At 54.3% G+C, this 12,966-nt stretch carries 14 protein-coding genes and 1 pseudogene; 5 read left to right on the top strand and 10 right to left on the bottom strand.

The window, feature by feature from the left end:
• Positions 1 to 8: 8 nt before the first annotated feature.
• Positions 9 to 221: pseudogene (locus tag AAEZ05_RS03480) on the bottom strand (malonate transporter subunit MadM); the annotation flags it as partial.
• Positions 222 to 621: 400 nt separating this feature from the next.
• On the opposite strand from AAEZ05_RS03480, the gene AAEZ05_RS03475 reads away from it, so the two are divergent.
• The 5 genes from AAEZ05_RS03475 to AAEZ05_RS03455 all read left to right on the top strand — a co-directional run bounded on the left by AAEZ05_RS03475 (position 622) and on the right by AAEZ05_RS03455 (position 5,424).
• Complete coding sequence (locus AAEZ05_RS03475) at positions 622 to 747, top strand: hypothetical protein (RefSeq protein ID WP_350600461.1); 126 nt, start codon at positions 622 to 624, stop codon at positions 745 to 747.
• A complete protein-coding gene (locus tag AAEZ05_RS03470) occupies positions 747 to 1,037 on the top strand; it encodes a hypothetical protein (RefSeq protein ID WP_350600463.1) in 291 nt (96 codons plus the stop codon). Before AAEZ05_RS03475 ends, AAEZ05_RS03470 begins: the two co-directional genes overlap by 1 nt.
• On the top strand, positions 1,006 to 2,769 hold the full coding sequence (locus AAEZ05_RS03465; RefSeq protein ID WP_350646633.1) for a B12-binding domain-containing radical SAM protein: 1,764 nt from the start codon (positions 1,006 to 1,008) through the stop codon (positions 2,767 to 2,769). Before AAEZ05_RS03470 ends, AAEZ05_RS03465 begins: the two co-directional genes overlap by 32 nt.
• Before the next feature lie 24 nt (positions 2,770 to 2,793).
• Positions 2,794 to 3,657: a multinuclear nonheme iron-dependent oxidase gene (locus tag AAEZ05_RS03460; protein ID WP_350600465.1), complete on the top strand. Its 864-nt coding sequence runs from the start codon at positions 2,794 to 2,796 to the stop codon at positions 3,655 to 3,657.
• A gap of 504 nt (positions 3,658 to 4,161) precedes the next feature.
• Positions 4,162 to 5,424 (top strand): hypothetical protein, encoded by a 1,263-nt coding sequence (locus tag AAEZ05_RS03455; RefSeq protein ID WP_350646632.1) that lies wholly within the window; start codon positions 4,162 to 4,164, stop codon positions 5,422 to 5,424.
• Positions 5,425 to 5,580: 156 nt separating this feature from the next.
• On the opposite strand, the gene madM is transcribed toward AAEZ05_RS03455, so the two are convergent.
• The 9 genes from madM to mdcA all read right to left on the bottom strand — a co-directional run bounded on the left by madM (position 5,581) and on the right by mdcA (position 12,901).
• Entirely contained in the window at positions 5,581 to 6,345 is a 765-nt protein-coding gene (gene madM / locus AAEZ05_RS03450; protein WP_045059600.1) for a malonate transporter subunit MadM, read from the bottom strand.
• Between the two features lies 1 nt (position 6,346).
• Entirely contained in the window at positions 6,347 to 6,763 is a 417-nt protein-coding gene (gene madL / locus AAEZ05_RS03445) for a malonate transporter subunit MadL (protein ID WP_045059599.1), read from the bottom strand.
• A 64-nt stretch (positions 6,764 to 6,827) separates the two neighbouring features.
• A complete protein-coding gene (gene mdcH / locus AAEZ05_RS03440) occupies positions 6,828 to 7,739 on the bottom strand; it encodes a malonate decarboxylase subunit epsilon (RefSeq protein ID WP_350646631.1) in 912 nt (303 codons plus the stop codon).
• Positions 7,736 to 8,419: a malonate decarboxylase holo-ACP synthase gene (locus tag AAEZ05_RS03435; protein WP_350646630.1), complete on the bottom strand. Its 684-nt coding sequence runs from the start codon at positions 8,417 to 8,419 to the stop codon at positions 7,736 to 7,738. Before AAEZ05_RS03435 ends, mdcH begins: the two co-directional genes overlap by 4 nt.
• Positions 8,413 to 9,216: a biotin-independent malonate decarboxylase subunit gamma gene (gene mdcE, locus AAEZ05_RS03430; RefSeq protein ID WP_350646629.1), complete on the bottom strand. Its 804-nt coding sequence runs from the start codon at positions 9,214 to 9,216 to the stop codon at positions 8,413 to 8,415. The genes AAEZ05_RS03435 and mdcE overlap by 7 nt, the downstream gene beginning before the upstream one ends.
• Entirely contained in the window at positions 9,213 to 10,064 is an 852-nt protein-coding gene (locus tag AAEZ05_RS03425; protein ID WP_045059595.1) for a biotin-independent malonate decarboxylase subunit beta, read from the bottom strand. The genes mdcE and AAEZ05_RS03425 overlap by 4 nt, the downstream gene beginning before the upstream one ends.
• Positions 10,057 to 10,356: a malonate decarboxylase subunit delta gene (locus AAEZ05_RS03420; RefSeq protein ID WP_350646628.1), complete on the bottom strand. Its 300-nt coding sequence runs from the start codon at positions 10,354 to 10,356 to the stop codon at positions 10,057 to 10,059. The genes AAEZ05_RS03425 and AAEZ05_RS03420 overlap by 8 nt, the downstream gene beginning before the upstream one ends.
• A complete protein-coding gene (locus tag AAEZ05_RS03415) occupies positions 10,356 to 11,231 on the bottom strand; it encodes a triphosphoribosyl-dephospho-CoA synthase (protein ID WP_350646627.1) in 876 nt (291 codons plus the stop codon). The genes AAEZ05_RS03420 and AAEZ05_RS03415 overlap by 1 nt, the downstream gene beginning before the upstream one ends.
• Positions 11,231 to 12,901 (bottom strand): malonate decarboxylase subunit alpha, encoded by a 1,671-nt coding sequence (gene mdcA, locus AAEZ05_RS03410; RefSeq protein WP_350646626.1) that lies wholly within the window; start codon positions 12,899 to 12,901, stop codon positions 11,231 to 11,233. Before mdcA ends, AAEZ05_RS03415 begins: the two co-directional genes overlap by 1 nt.
• Positions 12,902 to 12,966 lie beyond the last annotated feature (65 nt).

Below are 12,966 nucleotides of genomic sequence, written 5' to 3'. Positions count from 1 at the left end.
AGAGCGGGTTAACCGACAATCCCCCGAACAATGAAGTACAGCAACGAAGGCCCAAGCAGGCACCCAAGCCCGGTGTGGAAAGTCGCCGTCAGCGCCCCATAAGGCACCAGCCGCCGATCAGTCGCAGCCAACCCTGCCGTTACGCCGCTGACCGTGCCGGCCTACCCGCCGAAGACCATGGCTGAGCGCGGGTTATCCAGGCCCATCCAGCGTGCTGCGTCCTGACTATTAATCACTGCACAGCAATGAAAAAATCTAACCTCAGTTTAAAATTAACGCACTGATTTACAGACATAAAACCGAAAGGTTAATTTACGCATCGCACCAAATCGGCAAATCCAAGAATCTATATTAACCACAATTTGTAGGATAACTGCCTTATTGAAGTAGGATGCGACCTACAACATCAAAATTCCCGTAGGAAATTTCGGAAGTTTGATTTTTTATTTGACTCCAATCAGATTCAATACTTATATGAAACCGTCAAGGGTGGCTATCATCAATGGCAGGAGATTAAACTTTAAGCTGTGCACAGCTACATATACGCAGCTTTCTAACTCCGACGTTGTCAAACAGGAAAAATCTTGTGACTTAACTGTCACCTTTCAAAAGGAGAAAGGTATGAATGAAGAAACTTCTTATGATGAAAATTACTTAGATGATTTAGCCTCTGATATTGAGGTTATGACTCCTGTTCCAGATGGAACGTACGACATGGTTGCTGGAAAAACGGCGCCAGAGTTTTGATGAAGCAACCAGGGCATCGTGTAACGATGCCCACTTCTAAACTCAAAGGCTGCCAACAGATGAGAGCTGCAATCAATGAAGGTGTTTTATGCTTGACAGAACTCGGGTATTGTTTTTTTCACAATGGCACACACCTCCTGAAAATTCCGAAAAAAAAATTTATTGAAGCACTGGATTCCCATGAAAAATCCTTGGCGCTAACAGAGCGGTATCCAGCTTTCTTCAATATGTCTGAGGACAAAGAAGCAAGGAGTGCGTATGAACGAAGCGTGCTGCAATTTACTAAATAAGGACAGTGATAATTACGACCCTACTCGACTAGCGTTAGTTTCGCTGCCATACGGCGAAGGTCCGCAAAAAGTAATGCCTTTGGGGCTCCAGAACATATCAGCTTACGTAAAAAAACATGTAACACATGTAAAATGCAAAATATTTGATTATTCTGACTTATACACCTCAGACTCTCACGAATTAAAAGACCTGATAGACTGGCAACCTGCACTGGTAGGAATATCTATTTTCAGCAGCCATGTTCAAGCAGCGATCGCTTGGGGTGAATTAATTAAAAGCGCTCTACCTGAGACAGTTTTATTCTGCGGCGGCCCGCATATAAGCCTTGCAGCGAAAGATTTTCTACGCGTATCAAATGGTATTTTTGAACTGGCGCTTTATGGTGAAGGAGAACACTCAACAGCAACACTGCTAAAACTATTCAACAAATCACGTGAAGAAGCATCAGACTCTCCGCCCACAAAGAATACCAACAACAACCCTATACCCAAAAAAATACTTATAGACAACTACATACAAGAAATACCAAATGCAGTTTGGATTTCCGAAATCGGGGAAACGCACGAAACCTATAAACAGAAGATACAACTACCCGCAACCGAATGGGAAAATCCATTGTTGGAATATTGTTCAGAGCGTTTACAAAACCTCTATTTCACGGACAGAAGAGATGGAAAAAAAAGAAAAGCAATAGCACTCACTAGTAGCCGTGGTTGCCCTTTAGCGTGCTCATTCTGCGCCATCGTTGCGGCAGATAAAGATGGTCCTAAGTGGCGTGCCGTCGACGCAACCACCCTGATTGACTGGATTGTAGAGGCTCACAAAAAATACTCTTTTGAACATATTTACATGATGGATGCTAATTTTTTTGTACGAAAAGAAAGAGTATTGGATTTCTCTGAAAAACTATACAAGCTATTCGGCGGCGAGGTTACATGGAGCAGTTCCTCTACAGTAGGGTACCTACTTAAGCTGCGCACAGAATTACCAAAATTAGTAACACAAGGATTAAGACTTGTCGAAATGGGTATCGAGTCTGGCTCGCAAACTCAACTCGATTATATGAACAAAAGAGTTACAGTAAAAAATAATACAGACGCAATCATAGCCCTACAGATCAATGGCATCGACATCGGCCTCGATTTTATCATGTTTTATCATGATCAACAAAAAAGAGAAATCATAGAAAATCTGAGCTTTTTGCTTCACGCCGGTTTGACTGAACATGAATCCTTTGATCATTACTTCAATATCATGATGATATATCCAGGCACACCTGTCAGAGATAATATCGAAAGGAAAATGGGTATTAAGTTCAATTTGATCGCCTTACCAAACAGTAGACAACTTATAGAAAATCAAGAGGTGAAGGAAATCTACGATGCTTATATAGATCATTTTGCAAAACCTCTACTCAACTCCCTAGAGAACGCCATTATTATAAATATAGAGAAAATATCACAAAGCACCTCGAGGGGAGAAATTGCACATCTATCCTTGCTCAATATTTACCTAAGACATATGCCATTCAAAATTCTGTGGGGGCTCTGCCAGCTGACGGGCGAGCGGCGGACGATATTTAGAGGGGAAGAGTTCCTAACATACACCTATATCTTAAAAAAAATCTCGAACGGAACAAAAGCCAATAATTCGCCGAAACGAGTCGCTTTAGAAACCTTTACTCTTGGTGTTGGTGGTAGAAAAGGTGAATTAATCGGAAAGTCTGCATAATTATCATTCGGGCGGGTGAATTTCATGAACATCGATTCGATAAGTCTAGGTGTGAGCGGCGATATAAACAAGTTAAAACAATTTATTGATTTCAATTCAAACACCAGTAGCATTTACCGTGGAGCTCCGATCAAGCACTTTAGCCTGGGCGTGCGACCATGGGAAAAACTGGAGAACTCAATAATTGATGTTTGCGCGACTGCTGACTTCACTATTTCCGTTCACCCAGTAGATATAAATTTCTCTGGAGTGATCGATATGTCAGAGTTAGCAAATCTCAAAAAAATAACTGACATTCTCCCCGTAAGATACATCGAAGAAGACATAGGCATATGGAGAAATGAGAATCTTTTTCTCGGCGCCCATCAAACAAATCCACCCTTAAACAAAAAATCGTTACAAACAACAATAATTAACGCCAATATGGTAAAGAATTTTCTTGAACTGCCCCTACTATTAGAGAATCCACCCGTATACAGCGAGTTCGGAAGCATACCGTTTTGGGACTTCTATTTAGAGCTATGCTTTCAGTCTGGTTGCTCCATGGCTTTTGACATCGGACATTACTTGGGCTATTGCAAAAGCAAAGATCTTGATTTCTCCATTCCTGACGGAAAACATGAAATATGGAGCTTCATCAAAACGTTGCATATTTCAGGAATAAAATCCTGGATGTGGAATGGCATTCCCGTGTGGCTCGACCAGCACTCCGACCCCTACAATATTGAACTGATGGAAGCTTTCAAGCCAACTATCATCCAGGCGTACAATACAGACAACATTTTGCTGGAAATGGAAGGGGCTTCCATTGAAGTTGAGCAATACAACATCAACCTCGTAAAAAAAACGCTCGCAGAGGTCTCAGAAAATGACAATAAAAAACACTGACGCTATCGACTTGATCTTCACTGAAATATATAAATCTAAAAATATTCTCACCCACCCGACCTCTGCATATGATAAACATTTCACTTTTGACTGTGTCAGACGATATCTAGACATATCCAGGCATTTGAATAGAAGATGGCCTTATACTATCAGATATCTACAATCAATCTATGGAGATAATATTTTAACCAACGTATTTGAACAAATGCACACGGCTGGGAGCACCTATAGAAATCTCAACGATGCTGCCTGCGGTATTTTTTTTAACGATACCACCAAGAACTCAAATACTGATTTCGAGTTATTACTTTACGAAGACTTTAGAAATGGCAAAGTTGGAACTCCAGTGTATACCACGAAGCAACCTTTTGAGAAATTCACACTAATCCCTTACGATCTGGACTCAATATATACGACACTGATGTTTTACGGTCGCGCTTACGCGCCGTCCACCCTATATAAAAACCTTACTCTAGAGCCCGGTATAACTTATAGAGCAAACGAATGAAAAGTGCACACACACTCGTCGCTAGATCAGATGCCTTGTATGGTGGCGTTGCAATGGGAGCAACCATTCTCGAACTAGCACTAATTGCAAGCAGCCCAAGTTTAGGCCAGTTTTCGTTGGAATTCTCGCTTGCAACGCAGTTAATCATCTCCTTATTTGTGGAATTTTACATTGGTCACTACTTTGTATGTAGATTGGGCACTGCCAATACCACCATCTATGGTTTTATATTCAAACTGGCATGCGCTTTTTTCCTGATGCTGGGATTTTGGGCATCATTGCTTGGATATTGGTACACAGGCTGGAGCTTGATTCTGATGGCTTTCGTGTGCGACTCAGCAGGAACAGGCTGTTTAAAAGCATCTTTCCGACCAGCTTATAACACCTTACATATAAAAATGACTGGCAAAGCCGCTGATTACATCAAAGCATTCAACCATCTTCTATACATTCGCATTGGAACCCCATTGGTTTTATTACTGACGGCCTCCCTTCTAATAAATGCTACGTCCTATTTTTATGCCACAACAACAATAATGTCGATGCTACTACTACTGAGATCAACGCAAATATACATATCGAACAGCGACCTTCGACCCATCAACGCAAGTAGAACTATTTTACATTCAGGACATCACGCATATCTTAAGCATTTCACTATTACGACGAAATACCCAGTGCAAATAACAGGCTATGTTGCGGGAAACGTATTTGAATCGTTGATATTTATGTACGCAATAGGTTTGCTTTATCGGCATAGTGACCTCTTGGGCTTAGCCCAGCAATTTTCTTGGTTAGGGAGCTCACTGATTGCGTACATCGTATTTTTGGCATCTACTATATTAGGGAGGCTTGCGATATCCAGATTTATCATCAGCAGATCCAACATCAAACTCTCATCCTCCTGCTTGATTGCAACTGTTATCACTTCTCTACTGCTGGCACTTACAAGCAAGGACATTGCTTTCTTTTTATCGCTGGCGTTGTTTTGTTTATTAGGCGTGGTGATCGGTACGATATTTACCCGCCTAACATCAAATGAAGTCCTCCATAACGCGAGCGATAGCGATGCAGTATCTTTTTTTCTTGTCAGCGAACTTGCCACAACATTAACCCTCATCCTCATCATCACTGCGAGCAGCCTAATTTTTAATCCTGAGAGGATAATTGAGGGCCTAAGTTATAGCTTAGTTGCTCTAATGACGGCATATTGCCTAGCCATAACTCTTATTCGAGCCACAGCAAAAACTTCCAAATGACATCGAACAAGAATTTTAACTTTCCCATAAAATTTCAGCCCCGCCAATCCAAGCCTACTCCACCTTTGTGAAGGTTAGATCTGTGTAACTCCACATTTCACCGAGCAGCTCATGGACCGGTGAATGTGGAGACGGGCGTTAACAAGCTCCGAGAATCTACCCGACAATCCCCCGAACAATGAAGTACAGCAACGAAGGCCCAAGCAGGCACCCAAGCCCGGTGTGGAAAGTCGCCGTCAGCGCCCCATAAGGCACCAGCCGCCGATCAGTCGCAGCCAACCCTGCCGTCACGCCGCTGACCGTGCCGGCCAGCCCGCCGAAGACCATGGCTGAGCGCGGGTTATCCAGGCCCATCCAGCGCGCTGCCATGGGGGTGCCGACCATCACCAGGATCGCCTTGATCAGGCCGGTTGCAATCGACAGCGCCACCACATCCGAGCTCGCCCCAATGGCCGCGCCGGTGACCGGCCCGACGATGTAGGTGACTGCACCGGCGCCGATGGTGGTCATGCTCACCGCATCGCGATACCCAAAAGCCCAGGCAATGCTCGCCCCGACGATGAACGGCAGGATCGTGCCCAGCAACAACGCAATCACCCCGATCAGCCCGGCTTTTTTTGCCTCGGTGGCTTGCACTTCAAACGCCGTCGCGACGATTGCAAAGTCACGCAACATCGCGCCACCCATCAAACCGATACCGGAGAACAATGCAAGATCCGCCAGGCCTTTCTGCCCCCCTGTGAGGGTGCCTCCGACCCACGCCAGTACCAGCCCGATGACGATGGCAATCGCCGAACCATGGATCCGCCCAAACGTCAGGCGCTTGGACAACACCACCGACACCCACATGATCACGCCAACAAACGCAAAGGCGGTAATCAGTCCGTTATGCTCAAGGCCTTTCTCGATGAGGTCCCACATATCAGCGACCTCCCACTGGCGTGCCGACCGGGCTCAGGGCCTCGGGCTCGTCGGGCAAGGGCTCACCTTTATGAGTCCGGCTGATCAAGGCAATCGTTGCGCCGCAGATCACCACCGAACCGATCGCCGCCAGCACCGCCACCGGGCCACCGTGCAGCGCCGCGACGACGTTCTGTTGGGCTGCCATCGCTACCACCACCGGGATGTACATGGCGCCCCAGAAGCCGACGCCCATCTCGCAATCCTTGGTCATGCCGCCGCGTTTTTGCATCCACAAACGTGCGCAGATCAACAGGATCATCGCGATACCCACACCACCCACGTTGGACTTCACTCCCAGCATTACGCCGAGCATGTCACCCATGATCACCCCTGCCAGCGTACAGATCGCCAGCAACGCCACACCGTAAATAATCATTGTTGTAGTTCCTCAATGTGCATCGTCGAATGTTGTTTTTGTTGTTCGAAGGCCTGAGCGTGGTCTAGGGTTGGCGGCTTCCCTCCTCATGCATCAGCAGCTGCAAGGTGTCGAGGCGCGCACCCTCGAAGGCAATCACCGTGCCCTGTTCAAATACCCGTTTTGCCAGGCCGGTCAGCACCGCACCGGGTGGCATTTCAATCTGCAGGCGCACCCCGCGCTCATAGGCGCTTTGCACGGTGCCGCGCCAATCGACGACGCGGCACATGTTGAAGGCCAGGTCATCACGCAAGGCTTCGGTGTTGATGATTGGCCGTGCGCGGCTGCCACTGAGATAGCGGGTTTTCGGGGTGTTCAATTGCACCTTGGCAAAGGCTTCAGCCAGGGTTGCCGCAGGCCTGTCGAGCAGCGGGCAATGGGAAGGAACGCTGACCGCCAGGCGCCTGACCAGGCCCGCCCCGTGAGCCTTCGCCAGTACAGCGACCGCCTGCATGGCGTCATCGCGGCCGGCAATCACCACCTGGTTATCGGCGTTGATGTTAGCCAGATACACCGGCGAGTCGGCTCCGTGAACCTGGGCTACCAGGGTTTCTAAGCGCGCCAGATCGAGCCCGATGATCGCGGTCATGCCGTAACCGGCCGGGTAGGCCTGTTGCATCAGTTCACCGCGCAGGCTGACCAGATGCAGTGCATCGGCAAAGCTCAAGGCACCGGCCACAACCGCAGCGGAATAGGCGCCAATGGACAAGCCGGCCACGTAATCGGGCGCTGTCGCCAACTGGCGCGAGGCGGTAACTGCAGCGATCAGCAAGCACAGTTGCACCGCCCGCGTCGACTTCAGGGCCTGCACTGAATCCAGCAGCAGGACATCTTCGCCGAGCACTGCACTCGCTTCGAGTACAGTCTCGCGGGGCAGCCGCTGGAGCATCCCCGGCTGCTGGGTGCCCTGCCCCGGAAACACCAGCAAACTGCTCACGCTGCCTGCTCACGCTGGTTCCATGGATCTGCAGTCAGGCAAGCACCACAGGCCTGTTTGAGCAATACCCGGTCCGAGCGCCCAGCCCATTCGCGCAATGCCACCGCGCCCAAGGGGGTCTGCAACTGCATATCCACCGGGCATGCTGCGCTATCCAGAATCTTCAACAACTCCCGGGCCTGGAGCCGAGGCAACGGCTCGGGCGTGCGCAGGATCAAGTCCAGGTCACTGTGCGGGTGCAAGGCCAGCGCTGCGCTGGCGAGATGGAACCCGGCGCGGGCCAGTTCGAACCCGGCGCTGGCCAATTCGAACCCGACGCTGGCCAATTCGAACCCGGCGCTGCCGCTCACCCCCCAGACCCAACCGCAGTCATCAAGCATTGGCCGCAGGTGCTTCAGGGTATGCAGCGCTGGCAGGTCGCGCTCGATCGAAACATGACACAGCGATTCGGGTTGCACCCGCTGACAAACCGAATCAACCCGCATGACCGCGGCAAAGCGTTGTTCACGCAAACGCCCACGCACCCCGACCGGTATTTCACCCGCGGGACCCAGCGCTCGCCGCACCACCACCGGGTGCCCTGCGCGGATCGAATCGAACACCCACTCAGGCGCGTCTGCCGGCAGCTGCTGCACAGTCATGCCCCAGAGCAGATCGTGGGCCAGGTACCCGTTCACCACTGAGCCCTCAGCAATTGGCGAACCTTGCTCGAAGCCTCACGGTTAGTCGCACCCAAACGACTGCTCAGGTCGCGACTGCCGCCAGCCACATCGGCAACCGCCAGACCCAGGCACTCCGTCACCCGCGCCACATCGTTGGCGGTGGGCCGCTCGATCTGCTCCACCGACAGGGTTTCCCACAGCAGACCGAGGCTGGCGTAGCTGTCGATGTCATACGCCATGGGCGGCACGCTGGCGGCCAGGGTTTCCAGTTCTTCGACGCTGCGAAGTGTCACCCGGGCGGCCGATGCCTTGCCCATCGCATGCACCATCACGCCCGGATCACGCAGGGCAATCAAGCGGTTGGCCTGATAGCCGTGGGCCAGAAAAGCCCCGGACATGGCCTTGCCCACCAGCAAGCCAATCACCGCATGACCAGCCAGACGGGCGCGGGCGTAGCTGTCCGCCGCCCCGGCCAATGCCTGGTGAATTCCCAGCGCCTCTTCGCGCCGGCCATAGGCCTGGCTTGGGACATCGACAATGGCGATCACCGCGCGCTTGCAAGGTTTATCCTGATCGGCTGCGATCAGTTCATCCACGGCACTCGCCAGGCCCCAACCCTCCAGCAGCCCCACTTCGCCGTTACGGGCCCGGGGAAAGCGGTTGTGCGGATCGGCCACTACTGCGATAAAGCGCGCGGCCTTACCACCCAGCTCCGCGTCTGCAACTCGCAACGATGGCGGCAGCCCCTCAAGCATTTTTGCGCCTGCACTCAAGGCTTGGAACCAATGCAGGCCGCGTAGGGAATACGAACTCATGAGCGCTCTCCTCGGTACAGGTCGCGAACCGTTGCCGGCTCGATTTGCGGTTCGGTGTCCAGTTGCGCCAGACGGTGCAGGAACAGCGCCGCCTGCTGGCTGCGCCGCCGGGCCGGCAAACCCTGTTGGAGTAATTCACTGATGTGCTGCTGGATCTGCACCACGTCGTCGGCGACATAGCGGTCCGCCAGGCCGCTGGCGAAACGTTGTTCGCCACCGGTGAGGCTCCAGATGAAGGGCCGATCGCGGGAATCGTATTCCTCAAGTCCGGCTTCCTGCTCGATCACTTGCGGGCCGTTCAAGCCCAGACGTGCTTCGCGCGTAACCACCAGATAACTGCACAACCCGGCCGCGATCGACATCCCGCCAAAACAACCGACGCTGCCCGCCACCACGCCCACCACCGGCTGGTACTGCTGAAGATCGACAATCGCTGCGTGGATATCGGCGATCGCCGCCAGGCCCAGGTTGGCTTCCTGAAGCCTTACACCGCCGGTTTCCAGGAGCAGCACGGCGCGGGTCGGCACCCCGTTACGGTTGTCCTCTGCGGCCAGCTCCAGGGCGCCGGCCATTTTTGCGCCGCCGACTTCACCCAGGCTGCCGCCCTGGAAAGCGCCCTCGATGGCGGCAATCACCACCGGCAAACCGTTGAGAAGGCCCTTGGCGATGACCACGCCGTCATCGGCCTGAGGCACCACACCCTGGCGCGCCAGCCACGGCGACATGACTCGCTGGAACGGGTCGAGCAATTCGCGAAACGTGCCGGTATCGAGCAACGCTTGGGCCCTTTGCCGGGCACCCAGTTCGACCAGGCTGCATGAGTTGGCCAACGTGGTTAAGTCAGTCATGGCCGATCTCCTCGAAGCCCTGTTCCAGGCGCAAGCGCACCACGCCGGGAGTGGCGCCGAAATCATGTATTTCGATGGCCATTGCCGGGTAGGCCTGCCCCTCGAACATCCGGGCAAACAGGTGCTGCCAACGCTGTTCACTGCCATTGACCGAGGTTTGCACGGCGATGGTCAGTTTGCCGGCCTGACCCGGCTCGATCAGCACTTCAAGGTCCCCGGAGCCGACACAGCCCACCAGGGTACGGCCGCGAGACGGCTGCCCGGCGGGGAATTCAAACGATAAGGTTTCCATCAGAACGCTCCCTGAATCATGCCGTCGCCAGATTCGATACGGTCGAGCAGCAGGCAGGCTGCGAGCAAGTCCGCGGCGCCGCCGGGCGAGGCATTCAATGCGATGAGTTGTTGGTCGAGTTCGTGCAGACGGCGACGCCCGGCAAGACTGGCGCTGCCACCAGCGTCGAGCACCGCCCGAGCGCCCTGCTGCATGGCGTGTAAACCCGGTTCGCCGGCGCGATAGAGCACGCAGGTGTCGGCCAGTTGCGCCATGATCGCCAGCAACGCGTCGAGCCGGGCATTCTGCTCACCATGGCCGGCGTCGCGACTGCGTTGCAGCTGCGGCAAAGCCCGCTGGATCACTGCCGGGAAACCCGCCTGTGCCTCTTCCCGCGCACCGCGAGCACCGTAACGTTGCGCCACTTGGGCGCCGTGGCTGGGCACACGCGGTGCATCACCGTCATCCAGCAGCGCCAGCCGCGCCGCACGTGCCGCCACCGCATGGGCCGCCCGGGATTGCGGCGCCAGTGCTGCGGACGTGACCAGCAATCCCAAGGCCCAAATCCCGCCTCGATGAGTATTGATTCCGCCCGTGGTGGCGAGCATCGCTCGCTCGCCTTCCCTACCAATGCGGCCAATCGCTTCGCGCAGGGGCAAGCCCACTTCGCCGAATTCGATAGCGGCTTCGGCCATTTCCTTGAAGGCCGGCCACAGGGTCAGCGCCGAGGCGTGCATCAGCCCCAGGTGCAGGTCGGTGTGAGCGCCGTTACCGCGACGGTCGACCAGAGCGGGTTTGGGCGACAGGTCCGCTTCATCGATCAACGCCTCGACGGCCAGGTCCGCCAGCCGCTCGGCCAGGGTCACGGGTTTGGCTTGCAGGTTGAATGCGTGCATTACCAGCTCCTGAACTTGGCGGGCGGGTTGTAGAGGCCACCGGACCAATCCACCAGGTCCGCGACACTTTTGGCCGCGAGCAGTTGGCGAGTGGCGTCGGTGCGACGGATGCCGAGGTCTTCAGGCAAGGCGATCAGACCTTCACGGCGCATGCGCGCAGTGTCCTTGGGATTGTGCCGCAGGCCGATGGCAGTCACCCCGGCGACGGCGGCGATCATCGCCTGGCGCTCTTCCAGGGAACGCGCCTTGTACAGATAGGCGATGCCTTCTTCGGTCAGCAGGTGCGTGACGTCGTCGCCGTAGATCATGATCGGCGCCAGCGGCATACTGCTCTTCCTGGCCACTTCCACTGCGTCGAGGGTTTCGACGAACGTGGGCTTGCCACCCTCCTGGAAGGTTTCAACCATTTGCACCACGAGCTTCTTGCCGCGTTCGAGCATGGCTTCGGGCGCATCGCCGTGACGCATGTCGAGCCAGGCCGGGGTGTCATGACGACGCCCGCGGGGGTCGTGGCCCATGTTCGGCGCGCCACCAAAACCGGCCAGGCGCCCGCGGGTCACGGTCGAGGAATGCCCGTCACCATCCACCTGCAGGGTCGCGCCGATGAACAGGTCCACGGCGTATTGCCCGGCCAGTTGGCAAAACATCCGGTTGGAGCGCAGGGAGCCGTCGCGCCCGGTGAAAAACACGTCCGGCCGCGCAGCGATGTAGTGTTCCATGCCCAGTTCGGTGCCGAAGCAGTGCACGCTTTCCACCCAGCCGCTTTCGATCGCAGGGATCAGGGTCGGGTGCGGATTGAGGGTCCAGTTGCGGCAGATCTTGCCCTTGAGGCCAAGGGACTCGCCGTAGGTCGGCAGGATCAATTCAATGGCGGCCGTGTTGAAACCGATGCCGTGATTGAGCGACTGCACGTTGTGTTTTTCGTAGATGCCGCGAATCGCCATCATCGCCATCAGCACGTGCACCGGTTTGATATGCCGTGGATCACGGGTGAACAGCGGCTCGATATAGAACGGCTTGTCGGCGACTACAACGAAATCGACCCAGGACGCCGGGATGTCGACGCGCGGCAACTCGCTGACGTCATCCACCAGTTGATTGACCTGGACGATCACAATGCCGTCGCGGAACGCGGCAGGCTCGATCAGGGCGGGCGTGTCTTCAGTGCTGGGCCCGGTGTAGATATTACCGGCACGGTCGGCCATGAAACCGGCCGAGAGCACGACGTTGGGGATCAAGTCCACCACCAGCCGCGCATAGAGCTCGATGTAGGTGTGGATCGCGCCGATTTCCAGCAGGCCGTCTTCCAGCAACTGGCTGATGCGCAGGCTCTGGGTGCCGGCAAACGAGAAGTCGAGCTTGCGGGCGATGCCGCGTTCGAAGAGGTCCAGGTGCTCGGACCGCCCCACGCTGGGCATGATCATGTGCAAATCATGCAGTTTCGCCGGATCGGCCTGGGCCAGGGAGCGGGAGAGGAAATCCGCCTGCTTTTGGTTATTGCCTTCCAGAACCACGCGATCGCCGGGCAGGATCAACGCTTGCAGGGCTTGGACGATCTTCTCGGTGGGCAGCACCGCGCCGTCGGCTAAATCCTTGACCAGCTCCAGACGCCGCTGCTTCTCGCTGCGTCGCCGCGTCCATCGCGGGTCGGGGGATATTGTTGTTGTCATGACCACTCCAGAGGTTCGCTGTCGTGGTCTCACCTTAGGAGTGTTGCGGGGGTGCATCAATCAAG

It is taken from the genome of Pseudomonas sp. HY13-MNA-CIBAN-0226, from assembly GCF_040310305.1.
GTDB classification, from domain to species: Bacteria; Pseudomonadota; Gammaproteobacteria; order Pseudomonadales; family Pseudomonadaceae; genus Aquipseudomonas; species Aquipseudomonas gregormendelii.
This window is presented reverse-complemented; position numbering and strand designations above follow the sequence as displayed.